The organism is Kitasatospora sp. NPDC093550 (genome assembly GCF_044764985.1).
Taxonomy (GTDB): Bacteria; Actinomycetota; Actinomycetes; order Streptomycetales; family Streptomycetaceae; genus Kitasatospora.
This window is the reverse complement of the sequence record NZ_JBIWJF010000025.1, coordinates 75,841-94,458: the sequence shown is the minus strand read 5'-3', so window position 1 is coordinate 94,458 and position 18,618 is coordinate 75,841. Positions and strand designations below refer to the sequence as shown.

At 73.8% G+C, this 18,618-nt stretch carries 14 protein-coding genes and 1 pseudogene; 14 read left to right on the top strand and 1 reads right to left on the bottom strand.

Annotated features, from left to right (window positions below; all coding sequences use genetic code 11):
- The first annotated feature begins 250 nt into the window (after positions 1-250).
- The 5 genes from ACIRD3_RS31310 to ACIRD3_RS31290 are packed head-to-tail and all read left to right on the top strand — an operon-like array spanning position 251 to position 8,163.
- A complete protein-coding gene (locus ACIRD3_RS31310) occupies positions 251-2,131 on the top strand; it encodes an IucA/IucC family protein (RefSeq protein WP_402223339.1) in 1,881 nt (626 codons plus the stop codon).
- A complete protein-coding gene (locus ACIRD3_RS31305) occupies positions 2,023-2,775 on the top strand; it encodes a GNAT family N-acetyltransferase (protein WP_402223387.1) in 753 nt (250 codons plus the stop codon). The genes ACIRD3_RS31310 and ACIRD3_RS31305 overlap by 109 nt, the downstream gene beginning before the upstream one ends.
- 8 nt (positions 2,776-2,783) lie before the next feature.
- Positions 2,784-4,190: a lysine N(6)-hydroxylase/L-ornithine N(5)-oxygenase family protein gene (locus ACIRD3_RS31300; protein WP_402223337.1), complete on the top strand. Its 1,407-nt coding sequence runs from the start codon at positions 2,784-2,786 to the stop codon at positions 4,188-4,190.
- Positions 4,168-5,991, top strand: coding sequence for an IucA/IucC family protein (locus ACIRD3_RS31295; protein WP_402223336.1), 1,824 nt, complete (start codon positions 4,168-4,170; stop codon positions 5,989-5,991). Before ACIRD3_RS31300 ends, ACIRD3_RS31295 begins: the two co-directional genes overlap by 23 nt.
- A gap of 12 nt (positions 5,992-6,003) precedes the next feature.
- Positions 6,004-8,163 (top strand): ATP-dependent DNA helicase, encoded by a 2,160-nt coding sequence (locus ACIRD3_RS31290; RefSeq protein WP_402223334.1) that lies wholly within the window; start codon positions 6,004-6,006, stop codon positions 8,161-8,163.
- 151 nt (positions 8,164-8,314) lie between these two features.
- On the opposite strand, the gene lexA is transcribed toward ACIRD3_RS31290, so the two are convergent.
- Positions 8,315-9,196 (bottom strand): transcriptional repressor LexA, encoded by an 882-nt coding sequence (lexA, locus tag ACIRD3_RS31285; RefSeq protein WP_402223332.1) that lies wholly within the window; start codon positions 9,194-9,196, stop codon positions 8,315-8,317.
- A gap of 342 nt (positions 9,197-9,538) precedes the next feature.
- On the opposite strand from lexA, the gene nrdR reads away from it, so the two are divergent.
- The 9 genes and pseudogenes from nrdR to ACIRD3_RS31240 all read left to right on the top strand — a co-directional run.
- Positions 9,539-10,039 (top strand): transcriptional regulator NrdR, encoded by a 501-nt coding sequence (gene nrdR / locus ACIRD3_RS31280; protein WP_402223330.1) that lies wholly within the window; start codon positions 9,539-9,541, stop codon positions 10,037-10,039.
- A 211-nt stretch (positions 10,040-10,250) separates the two neighbouring features.
- The gene (locus ACIRD3_RS31275; RefSeq protein WP_402223329.1) at positions 10,251-13,121 is read left to right on the top strand and encodes a vitamin B12-dependent ribonucleotide reductase; all 2,871 of its coding nucleotides are present in this window, start codon (positions 10,251-10,253) and stop codon (positions 13,119-13,121) included.
- 175 nt (positions 13,122-13,296) lie between these two features.
- Complete coding sequence (locus tag ACIRD3_RS31270) at positions 13,297-14,088, top strand: SDR family oxidoreductase (protein ID WP_402223327.1); 792 nt, start codon at positions 13,297-13,299, stop codon at positions 14,086-14,088.
- A 58-nt stretch (positions 14,089-14,146) separates the two neighbouring features.
- Positions 14,147-14,383: an RNA polymerase subunit sigma-70 gene (locus tag ACIRD3_RS31265; protein WP_402223326.1), complete on the top strand. Its 237-nt coding sequence runs from the start codon at positions 14,147-14,149 to the stop codon at positions 14,381-14,383.
- A gap of 3 nt (positions 14,384-14,386) precedes the next feature.
- Positions 14,387-14,953 (top strand): Clp protease N-terminal domain-containing protein, encoded by a 567-nt coding sequence (locus ACIRD3_RS31260; protein ID WP_402223325.1) that lies wholly within the window; start codon positions 14,387-14,389, stop codon positions 14,951-14,953.
- Between the two features lie 354 nt (positions 14,954-15,307).
- Positions 15,308-17,107, top strand: a complete 1,800-nt coding sequence (locus ACIRD3_RS31255) for a sensor histidine kinase (protein WP_402223323.1) — start codon at positions 15,308-15,310, stop codon at positions 17,105-17,107.
- A complete protein-coding gene (locus ACIRD3_RS31250) occupies positions 17,107-17,583 on the top strand; it encodes a roadblock/LC7 domain-containing protein (protein ID WP_402223322.1) in 477 nt (158 codons plus the stop codon). The genes ACIRD3_RS31255 and ACIRD3_RS31250 overlap by 1 nt, the downstream gene beginning before the upstream one ends.
- Positions 17,580-17,948, top strand: coding sequence for a DUF742 domain-containing protein (locus ACIRD3_RS31245; RefSeq protein ID WP_402223321.1), 369 nt, complete (start codon positions 17,580-17,582; stop codon positions 17,946-17,948). The genes ACIRD3_RS31250 and ACIRD3_RS31245 overlap by 4 nt, the downstream gene beginning before the upstream one ends.
- Positions 17,929-18,522: pseudogene (locus ACIRD3_RS31240) on the top strand (GTP-binding protein); the annotation flags it as partial. The gene ACIRD3_RS31245 and the pseudogene ACIRD3_RS31240, both read left to right, overlap by 20 nt.
- Positions 18,523-18,618 lie beyond the last annotated feature (96 nt).

Genomic DNA, 18,618 nt, shown 5'->3' with positions numbered 1-18,618 from the left:
TGCCCACCCCCCGGGTTGCGGCACCGGCCGGAGACCGTCGATCCGTGACGCGGGCCCGGTCGGCTCGTTGGCACAGCAGGGCCCTGCGCTCCGGTGGCGGACAATCCCCGATCTTCACCCGGACGAGTGAGCCGTCCTTGTGATCACCCCTCAGGGATAGGTAACCCTTACCTGACGCGACGGTGTGAGTGCCCGCCGATCCCGCCGGCACAGAGCGCGTCCGCACTCCCACGCGCCCCAAGGAGCAGCCTTGAGCACCGCCCTCACCGGAGCCCCGCCCGAACCGCCGCAGCAGGCGGTGCCCGTGCGCGAGGAGCACCGGACCGAGCCCGACCCGCTGCTGCACCCCGATCCCGCCGTCGCCGCCGAACAGGCCGCCCTGGAAGCCCTGTTGCGCTGCTGGACCCGGGAGACCGGGGCCCGGCCCGGCCCGGACGGCCGGCTGCGGATCACCGTCCTCGGCGGCGCCGCCCGGCTCACCGTCCCGGTCCGCTACTGGTCGCCCGGCGGCTGGCACCGCTTCGGCCCGGCCGGCCTCGCGGCCGGCGGGGACGGTGCCGCCGGGGAGAACGGTGCCGTGGCGGAGAGCGGTCCCGCGGGGCACAACGGTGCCGCGGCGGGCGGCGCCGAGGCCCCGGTGGACGCCGTCACCGCCGCCGCGCTGCTCGCCGCCGCGGCCGCCGACCGGCCCGACCCCGGGCAGGTCGCCGACCTCGCCGGCCGGGTCGCCGACTCCGTCGTCCGCACCGCCGAGATCCTCGCCCACCGCCGCACCGCCGCCGCGCCCGGCGGCCCCGAGCGCTCGTACTTCCTCGCCGCCGAGCAGTCCCTGCTGCTCGGCCACCCGCTGCACCCGACCCCGAAGAGCCGCGACGGCCTCGGCCCGGCCCAGAGCGCCGCCTACTCGCCCGAACTGCACGGCTCCTTCCGGCTGCACTGGTACGCCGTGGACCGCGAGCTCCTCGCCGCGGGCTCCGCCGTCGCCGAGACCGCCGACCGGCTCACCGCCGGGCTGCTCGACGGCGCGCTCGCCCTGCCGCCCGGCACCGCCGCCCTGCCGCTGCACCCCTGGCAGGCCCGCGAACTCGCCCACCGACCCGCCGTCGCCGCGCTGCTCGCGGACGGCCTGCTGCACGACCTCGGCCCGGCCGGCGAGCCCTGGTACCCCACCTCCTCGGTGCGCACCGTCTACCGGCCCGGCACCCCCTGGATGCTCAAGCTCTCGCTCGGCCTGCGGATCACCAACTCCCGCCGGGAGAACCTGCGCAAGGAGCTGCACCGGGGCCTGGAGATGCACCGGCTGCTGGAGAGCGGGCTGGCCGCCGAGTGGCGGGCCGCCCACCCCGACTTCGACATCGTCCGCGACCCGGCCTGGATCGGCGTCGACCACCCGGCGCTCGGCGACCCGGGCGGGCTGGACACCGTGCTGCGCGCCCAGCCCTTCGCGCCCGCCGAGCGCGTGCTGTGCGTCGCCGGGCTGGTCGCCGAACAGCCGCTCGGCACCGGCGACACCGTGCCGTCCCGGCTCGGCGACATCCTGCGGGCGCTCGCCGCCCGCTGCGGCCGCCCACTGCAGACCGTCGCCGCCGAATGGTTCCTGCGCTACCTGGACGCCGTCGTGCTGCCCGTCCTGTGGCTGGACGGCCGCGGCGGCATCGCCCTGGAGGCGCACCAGCAGAACAGCCTGGTCCTGCTGGACCAGGACGGCTGGCCGAGCGGCGGCCGCTACCGCGACAACCAGGGCTACTACTACCGGGAGAGCGCCGCCGAGCGGCTCACCGCCCGGCTGCCCGGGCTCGGCGCCGAGAGCGACACCTTCCTGCCGGACCCGGTGATCGACCACCACTTCGCCTACTACCTCGGCATCAACCACGTCCTCGGCCTGATCGGCGCCCTCGGCTCCCAGCGACTGGCGGACGAGACCGTGCTGATCGCCGGGCTGCGGCGCTTCCTGGCCGGACCGCGGGCGGCCGCCACCGGCTCGGCGCTGCCCGGGCTGCTGCTGGACGCGCCCACGCTGCCCTGCAAGGCCAACCTGCTCACCCGGATCAACGGCATGGACGAGCTGGTCGGCCCGGTCGCCAGCCAGTCCGTCTACGTGGACATCCCCAACCCGGTGGCGGGTCACTGATGTGGGACGACCTGCCCGGGTGGGGCCCGATCCCCACCCCGGCCGGCGAGTTCCGGCTCAGCCCGGTCCGGCTGCCCGCCGACCTGGCGCTGCTCGCCGGATGGATGAACGACCCCGAGGTCGCCGCCTTCTGGGAGCTGGCCGGCCCGCCGGACCTCACCGACCGGCACGTCCGGGCCCACCTGGACGGCGACGGCCGCAGCGTCCCCTGCCTCGGCCTGCTCGACGGAGAGCCGATGAGCTACTGGGAGGTCTACCGCGCCGACCTCGACCCGCTGGCCGCGCACTACCCCGCCCGGCCGCACGACGTCGGCGTCCACCTGCTGCTCGGCCCCGCCGCCAGCCGGGGCCGCGGCCTCGGCGCCGTGCTGCTGGCCGCGCTCGCGGAGCGGATCCTGTGCCGCCGCCCGTCCTGCGAACGGGTCGTCGCCGAACCGGACGTCCGCAACCGGCGCTCGGTCCGGGCCTTCGAACGGGCCGGGTTCCGGGCGGCCGCCGAACTCGACCTGCCCGACAAGCGGGCCGCCCTGATGGTGCGCGTCCGAGCGGCCACTCCCCGGCCCCCGGCCGCGACCGGCCCGCCCCGGCCCCGCCCGGCCCCGACCCCGACCGGCCCCGCCCCGGCCGGCCCCGACCCCGTCTAGGACGCCCCGTGGACACCGCAGCATCCCAGCCGCCGTACGACCTGCTCGGGGTCGGCATCGGCCCGTTCAACCTCTCGCTCGCCGCACTCGCCGCGCCCGTCCCCGGCCTGCGCACGCTCTTCTGCGACCAGCGCCCGGAGTTCCGCTGGCACCCCGGGATGCTGGTGGACGGAGCCAGGATGCAGGTGCCCTTCCTCGCCGACCTGGTCTCGCTGGTGGACCCGACCAACCCGTGGTCCTTCCTCAACTACCTGCGCGAGCAGGACCGGCTGTTCCCGTTCTACTTCGCCGAGCGCTTCCAGCTGCCGCGCCGCGAGTACGACCACTACTGCCGCTGGGCCGCCGAGCGGCTGGCCAACTGCCGCTTCGGCACCGAGGTCACCGCCCTGCACTGGACCGCCGCACCGGGCGGAACGCCCTGCTACCGGGTCGAGCTGACCGACACCGCGACCGGCCGGCGGACCACCGTACGGGCCCGCAACCTCGCCCTCGGCGTCGGCACCCGGCCCGTGCTGCCCGAGGCCTTCGCGGGCCTGGCCGGCCACCCGCGGGCCTTCCACTCCGCCGACTACCTGGACCGCCGCGCCGACCTGGCCGGCGCCCGGGACATCACCGTGATCGGCAGCGGCCAGTCCGGCGCCGAGGTCTTCCTCGACCTGCTCCGGCGCCACCAGGACGACGGCGTCCGGCTGCGCTGGCTCACCCGCACCCGGGCCCTCGCCCCCATGGAGTACTCCAAGCTCGGCCTGGAGCACTTCACCCCCGACTACACCCGCTACTTCCACGGCCTGCCCGGACCCGTCCGGGACGCCCTGGTCAGCGCCCAGTGGCAGCTGCACAAGGCCGCCAGCGCCGAGACCCTCGCCGAGATCCACGACCACCTCTACGAACGCACCATCGGCCGCCCGATCGACACCGCCCCGGTCGAGATCACCCCCGGCACCGCCGTCACCGACGCCCGCCCCGGCCCCTGCGGCGGCCTCGAACTGCACTGCCGGCACACCGACTCCGGCGCCGAACACCTCGTGCGCACCGACGCCGTGGTGCTCGCCACCGGCTACCGGGCCGCCCGCCCGGCCGCGCTCGAACCGCTCGCCGACCTGATCGACTGGGACGAGTCCGGGCGCTACCGGGTCGACCTGCACCACCGGGTCGCCACCCGGCCCGAGCTCACCGGCGGCCTCTACGTCCAGAACGCCGAACTGCACACCCACGGCGTCGGCACCCCCGACCTCGGGCTCGGCGCCCACCGGGCCGCCGTGATCCTCAACGCCGTCACCGGACGGACCGTCCACCGGCTGCCCGGCCGCACCGCCTGGACCGGCTTCGCCCCGCCCGCCCCCGCCCCCTACGGACAGACCCCCGTCCTCCCTCGCCCCCAGGAGCTGACCCGTGCCGCAACCGTCGGCCGCTGAACCCCCGCTCTACCTGCCCCCGCACCTGACCGCCGGGCACTGGCGGCGGGCCGGTCGCGCCCTCCTGGCCAAGATGCTCGGCGAACTCGCCTACGAGGACCTGCTCAAGCCCGCTCCCGGCGCCCTCGACGGCGAGTACCTCCTGAAGCTGCCCGAGGTCGAGTACCGCTTCACCGCCCGGCGCGGCGCCTACGACGGCTGGCAGGTCGACCCGGAATCCGTCAGCTGCTCCGCACCGGACGGACTGGACCCGCTGCGCTTCCTCCCGTACGCCCGGCAGGCCCTCGGGATGTCCGGCGACACCACCGCCCACCTGATCCGCGAACTCTCCGCCACCCTCACCGCCGACGCCCGCCAGCTCGCCACCGAGCTCACCGCCGCCGAACTCGCCGACCTCGACCACACCGCGCTGGAGGGCCGGCAGGGCGGCCACCCCTGGATCGTCCCCAACAAGGGCCGGATCGGCTTCTCCGCCGCCGACGCCGCCCGCTGGGCCCCGGAGGCCCGCAGCCCGCGCCCACTGCCCTGGATCGCCGTCCACCGCCGGCTCGCCGAGTACCGGGGGGTGCCCGGCCTGGAGCGCCCGGAGCAGCTGTACGCCCGCGAGCTGGACGACGTGGCCGCGCTGCGCGCCGCGCTCGGCCCGGACGCCGAGGACTACCTGCTGCTGCCCGTCCACCCCTGGCAGTGGGACGAGACCGTCCTGCCGCTGTTCGCGCCCTGGATCGCCTCCGGCGAGATCGTCCCGCTGCCCTCGGACGGCGACCCACGGCTGCCCCAGCAGTCCATCCGCACCTTCTTCAACACCGCCCACCCCGAGCGCTGCTCCGTCAAGCTGCCGCTGTCCATCCTCAACACCCTGGTCTGGCGCGGCCTGCCCACCGAGCGCACCCTCGCCGCGCCCGCCGTCACCGCCTGGCTGCACGGGCTGCGCGACGCCGACCCCTTCCTGCGCGACCAGTGCCGGGTCATCCTCCTCGGCGAGATCGCCTCCGTCACCGTCGACCACCCCCTGTACCGGGAGCTGCCCGAGGCCCCGTACCAGTACAAGGAGCTGCTCGGCGCGATCTGGCGCGAACCGCTCGGCCCCTTCCTGGACGACGGCGAACGCGCCCGCACCCTTGCCGCCCTGCTGCAGACCGGCTCCGACGGACGGGCGCTCGCCGCCGAGCTGATCACCCGCTCCGGCCTCACCCCCGCCGAGTGGACCGGCCGGCTGTTCGCCGCGATGCTGCCGCCGCTGCTGCACTTCCTCTACCGCTACGGGCTGGTCTTCTCCCCGCACGGCGAGAACGCCATCGTGGTCTTCGACGAGCGGGACACCCCCGCCCGGCTCGCGGTCAAGGACTTCGTCGACGACGTCAACCTCAGCTCGCACGACCTCCCCGAGCTGCGCGACCTGCCCGCCGAGGTGGCCGACGTGCTGCTGCGGGAGGCGCCCCAGGGGCTCTGCCAGTTCATCCACTCCGGGCTGTTCATCGGCGTCTTCCGCTACCTCGCCCCGCTGCTGGAGGCGCAGACCGGACTGCCCGAGACCGAGTTCTGGGCCCTGCTGCGCGCCGAGGTCCTCCGCCACCAGGAGCGCTTCCCCGAGCTGCGCGAGCGCTTCGAGCTGTTCGACCTGTTCCGGCCCCGGATCGACCGGCTCTGCCTCAACCGCAACCGGCTGCTCCTCGACGGCTACCAGGACCGTCCGCACCGCCCGCACGCCGCCCGCTTCGGGACCGTGCCGAACGCGCTGGTGACCGTGGACGTGCGGCTGCCCGCGCAGCGGGACCGGATTGTCACCCCCGCCCCGTAGGGTGGGAGGGTCATGACGAACGACTCCGAATCCCACGACTCCGAGCCCCGCGACTCCGAGTCCCGCGACTCCGAAGCCCGGCCGGCGGTGGACCTCGGCGACGAGGCCGAGGAAGCCGTCGCCGTCCCGCGCTCGCGGATCCCCGAGCTGCTGCACGCCGCGGTGGCGGCCGTCGGCGGCGTCGAGCGCCCCGGCCAGGTCCGGATGGCCGAGGCCGTCGCCGACGCCGTCGACCACGGCGAGCACCTGCTCGTCCAGGCCGGCACCGGCACCGGGAAGTCCCTCGCCTACCTGGTGCCCGCGCTCGCCCACGGGGACCGCGTGGTGGTCGCCACCGCCACCCTGGCCCTGCAACGCCAGCTGGTGGAACGGGACTTGCCGCGCACCGTCGAGGCGATGCACCCGGTGCTGCGCCGCCGCCCGCTGTTCGCGATGCTCAAGGGCCGCTCCAACTACCTGTGCCTGCACCGGGCCAACGAGGGCACCCCGAGCGACGAGGGCGAGGGGCTGTTCGACCCGGTGGACGCGCTCGGCGGGCCGACCGGCAAGCTCGGCCAGGACGTGCTGCGGCTGCGCGACTGGGCCGACGAGACCGACACCGGGGACCGCGACGACCTGAGCCCCGGCGTCTCCGACAAGGCCTGGGCCCAGCTGTCGGTCACCTCCAAGGAGTGCCTGGGCGCCACCCGCTGCCCGTACGGGCAGGAGTGCTTCGCCGAGAAGGCGCGGGAGCGGGCCAAGCTGGCCGACGTCGTGGTCACCAACCACGCGATGCTCGCGATCGACGCGATCGAGGGCGCGCCGGTGCTGCCCGAGCACGGGCTGCTGATCGTGGACGAGGCCCATGAGCTGGTCAACCGGGTCACCGGCGCGGCCACCGCCGAGCTGACCGTCGGCGCGGTCAACCGGGCGGTGAAGCGCGCCGCCCGGCTCGCCAACGAGAAGGCCGTGGACGCCCTGCAGGCCGCCGCCGAGAACTACCACGGCCTGATGGAGACCGCCCAGCCCGGCCGGGTCGAGGAGCTGCCCGAGTACCTGGCGTACGCGGTCACCGCGATCCGGGACGCGGCCCGCCAGGTGATCACCTCGCTGGGCGAGACCCGCGACAAGGGGCTCAGCGACGAGGACGCCGTCCGCAAGCAGGCGATGGCCTCCGCCGAGGCGCTGCACGAGACCGCCGAGCGGCTGCTGGAGGACTCCGAGTACGACGTCGTCTGGATCGAGCGCAGCGACCGCTACGGGCTGGGCACCGCCTCGCTGCGGGTCGCCCCGCTGAGCGTCTCCGGGCTGCTGCGGGAGGGGCTGTACAAGGAGCGCTCGGTCGTCCTCACCTCGGCCACGCTCAAGCTCGGCGGGGACTTCAACGGCGTCGCCGCCTCGGTCGGCCTGCCCTCGGAGGCGCGGCTGCCGGACGTCCGGACGGCCGGGGACAACCCGGAGCCCGGCCCCGGGTTCGGCGAGGACGCCGTCCCGCACTGGCGCGGGATCGACGTCGGCTCGCCGTTCAAGTACCCCAAGCAGGGCATCCTGTACGTCGCCAAGCACCTGGCCGATCCCGGGCGCGACCCCGAACGGCCGGACATGCTCGACGAGTTGGCCGAACTGATCGGCGCGGCCGGCGGGCGGACGCTCGGCCTGTTCTCCTCGATGCGCGGTGCCCAGACGGCCGCCGAGGCGATGCGGGAGCGGCTGGACCAGCGGATCCTGCTCCAGGGGGAGGACACCCTGGGCGAGTTGATCCGGGAGTTCGCCTCGGACGCGTCCACCTGCCTGTTCGGCACCCTGTCGCTCTGGCAGGGCGTGGACGTGCCCGGCTCGGCCTGCCAGCTGGTCGTGATGGACCGGATCCCGTTCCCGCGGCCGGACGACCCGCTGATGAGCGCCCGCCAGAAGGACGTCGAACAGCGGGGCGGCAACGGCTTCATGGCGGTCGCGGCGACGCACGCGGCGCTGCTGATGGCGCAGGGCGCGGGCCGGCTGGTGCGCGCCGCCGACGACCGGGGCGTGGTGGCGGTGCTCGACCCGCGCGTGGAGACCAAGCGGTACGGGGGCTTCTTCCGCTCCTCGATGCCCGAGTTCTGGTACACCACGGACCGCAACCAGGTGCGCCGCTCGCTGGCGGCGATCGACGCCTCGGCGGCGCCGGTGCGGCCGGTGGCGAAGCGGGGCTGAGGCACCGGGACCGCCGGGTGGCGGAACGCCGGAGGGGCTCCCCGCGGGTGCGGTGGAGCCCCTCCCGTTTCGGCTTCTTCGGCGCCTTCGGCGGTGCCGGGCGTGGGCCGGGCGTGGGTCAGACGTCGGCCGGGCGTGAGCCTGGCGTGGGTCAGAGGCGTCGGAGGACCGCGACGACCTTGCCCAGGATGGTCGCGTTGTCGCCGTTGATCGGCTCGTACGCCGGGTTGTGCGGCATCAGCCAGATCCGGCCGTCCTCGCGCTTGAGGCGCTTGACGGTGGCCTCGCCGTCGATCATCGCGGCCACGATGTCGCCGTTCTCGGCGACCGGCTGGCGGCGCACGGTGACCCAGTCGCCGTCGCAGATGGCCGCCTCGATCATCGAGTCACCGCGCACGGTGAGCGCGAACAGCTCGCCCTCGCCGACCAGTTGGCGGGGCAGCGGGAAGACGTCCTCGACCGTCTGCTCGGCCAGGATCGGTCCGCCGGCGGCGATCCGGCCCACCAGCGGTACGTACGAGGTGGACGGGCGGCCGGCCGTCTCGGCGGTGTTGGGGCGGGCCACCTCGACGCCGCGGACCTCGTAGGCGCGCGGACGGTGCGGATCCCGGCGCAGGAAGCCCTTGCGCTCCAGGGCCATCAGCTGGTGGGCCACCGAGGAGGTGCTGGACAGGCCGACGGCCTGGCCGATCTCGCGCATGGACGGCGGGTACCCCCGGCGCTGGACGGAATCCCGGATGACCTCGATCACCCGGCGCTGGCGCTCGGTGAGACCGGCCTCGTCGGTACGGATGCCGGGGGGGCGGCCGGGCATCGCGCGGGCCGGGGAGGGGTGGGTGTCGTCCATGGCGGGGGAGTGTTCGATCGGCTGGTCGGGCACCCGGTTCGAGCCGGAAAGGCCCGTGCCGGACAGGCGGTGGTCTTCACTGCGGTCCATGCTGATGTCCACGCTCTGCTGATTCGTGGTGCGCTGCCCCACCTTGAACTGGGAGTGTTCCTGCACCGGGATGGTGTTGCTTTCGATCGTGTTCACGGCGGCCCCTCTCGACGGCTGTCCTCTCCCTTTTCCAGCCCAACGCACCTCCTATCGAAAGGTTGCGCCAAACACACGTTCGAGTGAATTATTCGGGAGTTGGCTGACTCGATCAAGGCTTTGTTGTACATCGATTAAATGTTCGACCGGAACTCGACTCCGGCAGTCTAATCGGCGCCGACACGCCAGGGGTGTCGCCTCCCCCCGAGACCTAGATGTAGTGGCTACAGTCCTCTCCGTGCCCAGTACTAGTGGTCGCGTCGCATGATCAGCTTGCCGAGGCCGGGGGCGCATCGCATAGACTCGACAGGTCCGCACGATCTGCCAGGGAGGGATCCCGAGGTGCACTGCCCCTTCTGCCGGCACTCCGACAGCCGCGTTGTCGACAGCCGGACCACCGAGGACGGCAGCTGTATCCGCCGCCGCCGCCAGTGCCCGGACTGCGGCCGCCGCTTCACCACGGTGGAGACGGCCGCGTTGATGGTCATCAAGCGCAGCGGCGTCACCGAGCCGTTCTCCCGGCAGAAGGTCATCACCGGCGTCCGCAAGGCCTGCCAGGGCCGACCGGTCACCGAGGACGCCCTGGCCCAGCTCGGCCAGCGGGTCGAGGAGTGCGTGCGGGCCAGCGGCAACGCCGAGCTGACCACCCACGACGTGGGCCTGGCCATACTCGGCCCGCTCAAGGAACTCGACGTGGTCGCCTACCTGCGCTTCGCCAGCGTGTACCAGGCGTACGACGGACTGGAAGACTTCGAGGCCGCCATCGCGGAGCTCCGCGCCGAGCGGCCCCTCACCCCGGAGACGGACGACGCCCGCGTCTCCGTCCCCGCCGCCGCGCCCTAGGAGGCGCCGGCGCACCGGGCCCCGGACGGGGCCCAGCCGCACCACACCGGCCCCACGGGGTCCCCGCGCGCCCGGAAACGGGGCGCAGAACACTACAAACCGTGCGAAAACGAGGCAGGGTCTCCGCCTGCCCGCACACCGGAAGAACGAACCAGCGGTGCCCGGACTTTTCGGGGCACTTCGGGCGTTTGCCCAGGAGGAGGAGCGAGAAGTGACAGACACCACGAGCGGTTCCGCACGCGGGTCGAAGTCCGAGAAGGCCGCGGCCAAGGGCGCCAAGGCCCCGAAGGGCGGCCTGCGGATGGAGCGCATCCACACCACTCCTGGCGTGCACCCGTACGACGAGGTCCGCTGGGAGCGGCGTGACGTCGTCATGACCAACTGGCGCGACGGGTCGATCAACTTCGAGCAGCGCGGCGTCGAGTTCCCCGACTTCTGGTCGGTCAACGCCGTCAACATCGTCACGTCCAAGTACTTCCGCGGCGCCGTCGGCACCCCGCAGCGCGAGTGGAGCCTCAAGCAGATCATCGACCGCGTGGTGCTCACCTACCGCGCCGCCGGCGAGAAGCACGGCTACTTCGCGAGCACGGACGACGCCGACGTCTTCGAGCACGAGCTGACCCACGCCCTCCTCCACCAGGTGTTCAGCTTCAACTCGCCGGTCTGGTTCAACGTCGGCACCAAGCAGCCCCAGCAGGTCAGCGCCTGCTTCATCCTGTCCGTCGACGACTCCATGGAGTCGATCCTCGACTGGTACAAGGAAGAGGGCATGATCTTCAAGGGCGGCTCCGGCGCCGGCCTCAACCTCTCCCGGATCCGCTCCTCCAAGGAACTGCTGTCCTCCGGCGGCAACGCCTCCGGCCCGGTCTCCTTCATGCGCGGCGCCGACGCCTCCGCCGGCACCATCAAGTCCGGTGGCGCCACCCGCCGCGCGGCCAAGATGGTCGTGCTCGACGTCGACCACCCGGACGTCGAGGCCTTCATCGAGACCAAGGTGAAGGAGGAGGAGAAGATCCGCGCCCTGCGCGACGCGGGCTTCGACATGGACCTCGGCGGTGACGACATCACCTCCGTGCAGTACCAGAACGCCAACAACTCGGTCCGCGTCTCCGACGAATTCATGACCGCCGTCGAGAACGGCACCGAATTCGGCCTGCGCGCCCGGATGACCGGCGAGGTCATCGAGACCGTCGACGCCAAGAAGCTCTTCCGCAAGATGGCCGAGGCCGCCTGGGCCTGCGCCGACCCGGGCATCCAGTACGACTCCACCATCAACCACTGGCACACCTGCCCGGAGTCCGGCCGCATCAACGCGTCCAACCCCTGCTCCGAGTACATGCACCTGGACAACTCCAGCTGCAACCTCGCCTCGCTCAACCTGATGAAGTTCCTGCGGGACGACGACTCGTTCGACGCCGAGCGGTTCGCCAAGGTCGTCGAGCTGGTCATCACCGCGATGGACATCTCCATCTGCTTCGCCGACTTCCCGACCGAGAAGATCGGCGAGACCACCCGCGCCTACCGTCAGCTCGGCATCGGCTACGCCAACCTCGGCGCCCTGCTGATGGCCACCGGCCACGCCTACGACAGCGAGGGCGGCCGCGCCCTGGCCGGCGCCATCACCTCGCTGATGACCGGCACCGCCTACCGCCGCGGCGCCGAACTCGCCGGCGTGGTGGGCCCGTACGACGGCTACGCCCGCAACGCTGCCGCGCACCGGCAGGTCATGAAGCAGCACGCGGACGCCTCGCTCGACGCCGTCTCGGTGGACGAGCTGGACGCCCCGGTCTGGCTGGCGGCCAACAAGGCCTGGCAGGACGTCGTGCGCATCGGCGCGCAGAACGGTTTCCGCAACGCCCAGGCCTCGGTGCTCGCCCCGACCGGCACCATCGGCCTGATGATGGACTGCGACACCACCGGCGTCGAGCCCGACCTGGCCCTGGTCAAGTTCAAGAAGCTCGTCGGCGGCGGCTCGATGCAGATCGTCAACGGCACCGTCCCGCGCGCCCTCAAGCGCCTCGGCTACCAGGACGAGCAGATCGAGGCGATCGTCGCCCACATCGCCGAGCACGGCAACGTGGTCGACGCGCCGGGCCTCAAGGCCGAGCACTACGAGGTGTTCGACTGCGCGATGGGCGAGCGCTCCATCTCTCCGATGGGGCACGTGCGGATGATGTCGGCGATCCAGCCGTGGATCTCCGGCGCCATCTCCAAGACCGTCAACATGCCTGCCAGCGCGACCGTCGAGGACGTCGAGGAGATCTACTTCGAGGCGTGGAAGATGGGCGTCAAGGCGCTCGCCATCTACCGCGAGAACTCGAAGGTCGGCCAGCCGCTCTCGGCCAAGAAGAAGGACGAGAAGGCCGAGGAGACCGAAGCGCCTGCCGCGGTCGAGAAGGTCGTCGAGTACCGCCCGGTCCGCAAGCGCCTGCCCAAGGGCCGTCCGGGCATCACCACCTCCTTCACGGTCGGTGGCGCCGAGGGCTACATGACCGCCAACTCCTACCCGGACGACGGCCTCGGCGAGGTCTTCCTGAAGATGTCCAAGCAGGGCTCGACCCTCGCGGGCATGATGGACGCCTTCTCCATCGCCGTCTCGGTCGGCCTGCAGTACGGCGTGCCGCTGGAGACCTACGTCTCGAAGTTCACCAACATGCGCTTCGAGCCGGCCGGCCTGACCGACGACCCGGACGTGCGGATGGCGCAGTCGATCGTCGACTACATCTTCCGCCGCCTGGCGCTGGACTTCCTGCCGTTCGAGACCCGCTCCGCCCTCGGCATCCACTCCGTCGAGGAGCGCCAGCGCCACCTGGAGACCGGCTCGTACGAGCCGCTGGACGCCGAGGAGCTCGACACCGAGTCCCTCGCCCAGTCGGCCCCGGTGGTCGCCGCCAAGCCGGCCCCGGCCGTGGAGGCGCCGAAGGCGGCCCCGAAGCAGGCCCACAACTCCACGGAGCTGATGGAGATCCAGCTCGGCCTCAACGCCGACGCCCCGCTCTGCTTCTCCTGCGGCACCAAGATGCGCCGCGCCGGCAGCTGCTACCTCTGCGAGGGCTGCGGCTCCACCAGTGGCTGCAGCTGATCGTGCCCGACCCGGTTTCCACCCGCTGAGGTGAAAGCCCGAGGCGGGGCGAGGACTTCACGTCCTCGCCCCGCCTCTTTTCCGTTTCCCGCCTCTTCCGTTTCCCGCCCCTTTTCCGCCCGGCGGGCCGCCGATGTCACGGATCGGGGCCGTGTCCGGTCCGTAGGGGTGACAGGTGTTCGACGGAAGGAACGGCGTGGTGAACGGGACGGTGCTGGTGACCGGGGCGACGGGGACGCTGGGGCGGGAGGTGGTGCGGCTGCTGGTGGCGCGCGGGGTGGCGGTGCGGGGGTTGAGCAGGCGGGCGCGGGGCGGGGGCGACGGGGTCGACTGGGTGGTCGGGGACCTGGTGACCGGGGCCGGGATCGCGGAGGCGACGGCCGGGGTCGAGGTGGTGGTGGACTGCGCGACCACGCAGAGGAAAGCGGACGTGTCGGGGGTGCGGACGCTGGTGGAGCGGGCGCGGGAGGCCGGGGTGCGGCACCTGGTGTACGTGTCGATCGTGGGGATCGACCGGGTGCCGCTCGCGTACTACCGGGCGAAGCTCGCCTGTGAGCGGGTGGTGCGGGAGTCGGGGCTCGGGTGGACGGTGCTGCGGGCGACGCAGTTCCACGACCTGCTGCTGAAGGTCTTCGACGCCTCGGCGAAGCTGCCGGTGTTCCCGGCGCCCGGTGGGGTCCGGTTCCAGCCGGTGGACGTCCGGGAGGTGGCCGCGGCGGTGGCCGGGCTGGTGGGGGAGGAGCCCGCCGGGTTCGCGCCGGAGGTGGCCGGGCCGCAGGTGCGGTCGTACCGGGAGCTGGCCGAGGCGTACCTGCGGGCGGCGGGCAGGCGGCGGGTGCTGCTGCCGCTGCGGATCCCGGGTGCGGTCGGCCGGGGGTTGCGCGCGGGCGGGAACCTGGCGCCGGAGCGGGCGGTGGGCCGGGGGACCTTCGAGGAGGCGCTGGAGCGGCGGTTCGGGGACCGCTGACGACCCCATCTGTCAACCGGGGTTGACACCCGCGCCGATGTCAACCAGAGTTGACAGCATGAGCGAGAGCGGAGAACTCGCGGCCGCGGCGAGCAGCCGTGACCCCGCGGTGGGACTCCGGGCGGTCCGCGCCCTGCGCGATCTGGCGGACCGTCTGGAGGGCCTGCAGGTGGGCAACGCCCGGTCGCAGGGCTGGTCCTGGCAGGACATCGCGGTCTGCCTCGGGGTGACCAGGCAGGCGGTGCACAAGAAGTACGCCCGGCGCGGAGCCGGCAAGGAGCAGGAAGGGGGCTGAGGGATGTTCGAGCGATTCACCGAAGCGGCGCGGCAGGTCGTGGTCACCGCACAGCAGGAGGCGCGGGAGCTGCGGCACGGACACGTCGGCACGGAGCACCTCCTGCTGGCGATCCTGAGGCAGTCGGAGGACCCGGCGGCCGGGGTGCTGACGGAGGCCGGCCTGGACCACGCCACGGCGCAGCGGGCGGTGCGCCGCCTGCTGGGGGAGACCGGCGAGGCGCAGGCGCTCGCCGCGATCGGGGTCGACCTGGACGCGGTGCGCGAGGCTGTCGAGTCGGTCTTCGGGGAGGGGGCACTGGACGCCCCGCCCGAGGAGGTGCCGAAGCGTCGCGGCTGGTTCCGCTCCGGCGGGGGGAGGGGCGGGCACGTCCCGTTCACGGCGCGGGCGAGGAAGGCGGTGGAGCTGTCGCTGCGGGAGTCGCTGCGGCTGAAGTCGGGGGAGATCGGGGTCGGGCACCTGCTGCTCGGCGTGCTCCGCGAGGGGGAGGGGCTGGGGGTGCGGGTGGTGGTCGACCACGGGCTGGACCCGAAGGCCGTCCGGGAGGCGGTCGAGCGGAAGCCGGGCTGAGGCCCGGCTTCGCGCCCCGGCTGGGGACCCCGGGCCGTGGACCCCGGCTGCGCGCCCCGGCTGCGCGCCCCGGCTGGGGCGCCCGGCTGTGAACCCGGCCACGCGGCCGTGCGGCGGTTGCGTCGCCAATCGGTGTACGACGCGTGGACGGAGGAGACTGCCCGTCAACTGACCGCTTGAGGGCAATGTCTGAATCGATATGATCGGCCGAAAGCGTGAACCGATCAGCCGCCCGGAGACGTTTCGCCGCGTCCCCGGGCGGTCTGGTATGCGCCCGACCAGCTGTCGGCGGTCGCGATCGTCGCCGACCCGCCGCCGTGCCGCCGCCCGCCGACGTTGCCGAGGACCGCACCGATGAGAGAAGCCACCAGCCCCGACGGCCGGCCGCGCCGACGGCCCGCGCCGCGCACCGTCGCCCTGACGGCGGCCGCCGTCCTGCTGGCGCTGGTCGCCGCACCGGTCGGTGTCAGCCGGGCCCTGGACGCGCACCAGCCGCTCACCGCCCTGGCCGTGGGCGCCGTCACCGTCCTGTGGCTGATCGCGGTCGGTCTCGCGGCGACCGGCGTCGAGCGCTCCCGCCGACTCGCCGAGGACGTGGCGGAGCAGCACCAGGAGGCCATGACGGCACTGGTCGTCGCCGGTGCCGCCCGGCAGGCGGAGACGGCGGCCAAGGGGCGCGCCACCGCCGCTGAGGCCGAGCGGGACGCCGCCCGTGCCGAGCAGGCCCGCGCCGAGGCGGAGGTCGTCGCCGCGCGGGCCGAGGTGGCCCGGGTGCGGGCCGAGCTGGACGCCGAGCGGGCCGGGGCGGAGGCGGAGCGCGCCGCGGTCGAGGCCGAGCGCGCCGAGCTGGACCGGATCGCGGAGGGCGTGCTGCCCGCGCTGGTGAAGAAGCTGCGGGCGGGCGCGGCCGTGGACAGCGCGCTGGCCGCCCACCGCAAGCACCCCCAGTACGCGCTGCTGCGCGCCGTCGGCGAGGAGATCGGCCGGGGGGAGCGGCTGCGGGCCGCCGCCCTCGCGGTCTGCGCGACGGCCGCCGGCCGGGTGCAGGCGCTGGCCACGAGCATGCACGCCGAGCTGCGCGAGATGCAGCACCGGCACGACGAGGAGGTGCTCGGCGACCTGCTGAGCCTGGACCACTCGACCGCCCAGGCGGGCCGGATGGCCGACAGCATCGCGGTGCTCACCGGTGCCCGCTCGGGCCGCCGCTGGGCCAAGCCGATCGCGGTGGAGTCGGTGCTGCGCGGCGCGCTCGGCCGGATCGGCGCCTACCAGCGGGTGCGGCTGCACAACGCCAGCTCCGCCGCGGTGGCCGGGTACGCCGCCGAGGGGATCATGCACGCGCTGGCCGAGCTGCTGGACAACGCGACCAACTTCTCCGCCCCGCCGGCCGAGGTGCACGTCTACGTCGAGGAGGTGCCCGCCGGACTGGCGGTCACCGTCGAGGACAGCGGACTGGGCCTGAGCGACAGCTGGCTGCGCCGCGCCGAGCGGGCGGTCTCCGCCGAGCCGCTGGACCTCACCACGCTCTCCGCCGGTACCCGGCTGGGGCTCGCGGTGGTCGGCGTGCTGGCGCGCAAGCACGGGCTGCAGGTCTCCTTCCGGCCGTCGGCACGCGGCGGTACGGGGGTGGTGGTGCTGATCCCGCAGCAGCTGATCACGCACCAGGCTCCGGCGCCCGCACCGGCGTCCGTCCCCGCGCAGGCGCCGGCCGCGGAGTCCGCGCGCCCCGCCCTGACCCCCGCACGCCCGGGCCGTACGCCCCTGCCGCCGGCGCCCGCCGCGCCGACCGCGCTCACCACCCCGGCGGCGATCACCACCCCGGCCGCACCGGCGCCGATCGCCGCCCCCCTGCCGCCCGCGCCCGCCCGGATGACCGACAGCGGCCTGCCCCAGCGCCGTCGCGGGCAGACCCTGACGACCGCCCCGGCGGCGGACCGGACCGCGAAGCCCGTACGCGCCGACGCGGCGAGTGCGGCCGCCCGGTTCGGCGCGTTCCGCCGGGCCGCCGCCCGTCCGGTGGAGCTCGAGCAGCGCTCCACCGGGACCCCGACCCCGACGCCGACCCCGACGCCGACCCCGACGCCGACGCCGACGCCGACCACGGACCCCGACACCACACCCGACGCTTCCCCCGGCACCGAGAAGGACACCTGATGAGCAGCGCCCCCGACCGCGACCTCGACTGGCTGTTGGAAAACCTGCTGGCGGCCACCCCCGGCACCCGGCACGCCCTGGTGCTCTCCGCCGACGGCCTCAAGCTCTGCCACACCGCCGGGCTGGACACCGACCAGGCCGACCAGCTGGCCGCGATCGCCTCCGGTCTGCAGAGCCTCGCCCACGGCGCCTCGATCGAGTTCGGCGACGGCAGCGGCGGCGTCCGCCAGTCGATGACCGAGTTCCACGGCGGCATCCTGTGCATCGTGGCGGCCGGTGAGGGCGCGCATCTCGCGGTGGTCACGGACGACGACGCGGACGTCGGCGTGGTCGGCCACAACATGCACGGCCTGATCGAGCAGATCGGCGTCCACCTCAGCGCGCCGGCCCGGGAGGCGGCGGACGTGGCGGAGGCGGAGGCCGGGGCCGGAGCCGCGGCCGGGAGCGCCACCACACCGGAGGGCGCGGGGATATGACCGCCGGGCCGGTGCTGCCGGGCCGTGACGACGACCCGGACCGCCTCTACACCATCACCAAGGGCCGCAGCCGCGCCCCGGAGAACGCCTTCGACCTGGTCACCCTGATCGTCGCCGAACGGCAGCCGGTGCCCGGGATGCAGTCGGAGCACGCCCGGATCCTGCGGATGTGCGAGGCCCCGACCGCCGTCGTGGAGGTGGCGGCGGAGCTGGCGCTGCCCGTCTCGGTGGTGAAGATCCTGCTCGGCGACCTGCTGGAGTCCGGGGCGGTCACCGCCCGCCACCCCCGGTTCGCGCCGAACAAGGCCCGGCTGCCCGACCTCGACACGCTGAAGCAGGTGCTGCATGGCCTCCAACGGCTCTGACGTCCGGCCCGCCGCGCGCACCCCGCTGCGGGCGACCGCCGACAACGCGCTGAAGATCGTCGTGGTCGGCGGCTTCGGCGTGGGCAAGACCACGCTGGTCGGCTCGGTCAGCGAGATCCGCCCGCTGAACACCGAGGAGGTGATGACCCGGGCGGGCGAGGGCATCGACCCGGCCGGTGCCTGGGGCAAGCGCTCCACCACGGTCGCCTTCGACTTCGGCCGGATCACCCTCTCCGCGCGCCAGGTGCTGTACCTGTTCGGCGCACCCGGGCAGGAGCGCTTCTGGTTCCTCTGGGACCGGCTGTTCAGCGGCGCCCTGGGCGCGGTCGTCCTGGTGGACACCCGGCGGCTGGAGGAGTCCTGGTACGCGATCGACCGCCTGGAGCACCACGGCACCCCGTTCATCGTGGCCCGCAACAACTTCGGCGAGCCGACCCACACCCTGGAGCAGGTCCGCGAGGCGCTGGACCTGCCGGCCCAGGTGCCGCTGGTGGACTGCGACGCGCGCGACCGCGAGTCCGGCAAGCGGGTGCTGATCGAACTGGTCCACCACCTGGCGGCCCTGGCCGGGGCCGACGAGGCCGACCTGGCCGACCTGACCCGCGCCGACGAGGGTGACCCGGCCGACCTGGCCGACCTGACCCGCGCCGACGAGGGTGACCCGGTCGGC

Bases quoted from the DNA above. Each gene is read 5' to 3' on its own strand.
- ACIRD3_RS31250 (WP_402223322.1), top strand. From the start codon at position 17,107: ATGAGCAGCGCCCCCGACCGCGACCTCGACTGGCTGTTGGAAAACCTG.
- ACIRD3_RS31245 (WP_402223321.1), top strand. From the start codon at position 17,580: ATGACCGCCGGGCCGGTGCTGCCGGGCCGTGACGACGACCCGGACCGC.
- ACIRD3_RS31290 (WP_402223334.1), top strand. From the start codon at position 6,004: ATGACGAACGACTCCGAATCCCACGACTCCGAGCCCCGCGACTCCGAG.
- ACIRD3_RS31265 (WP_402223326.1), top strand. From the start codon at position 14,147: ATGAGCGAGAGCGGAGAACTCGCGGCCGCGGCGAGCAGCCGTGACCCC.
- ACIRD3_RS31255 (WP_402223323.1), top strand. From the start codon at position 15,308: ATGAGAGAAGCCACCAGCCCCGACGGCCGGCCGCGCCGACGGCCCGCG.
- ACIRD3_RS31260 (WP_402223325.1), top strand. From the start codon at position 14,387: ATGTTCGAGCGATTCACCGAAGCGGCGCGGCAGGTCGTGGTCACCGCA.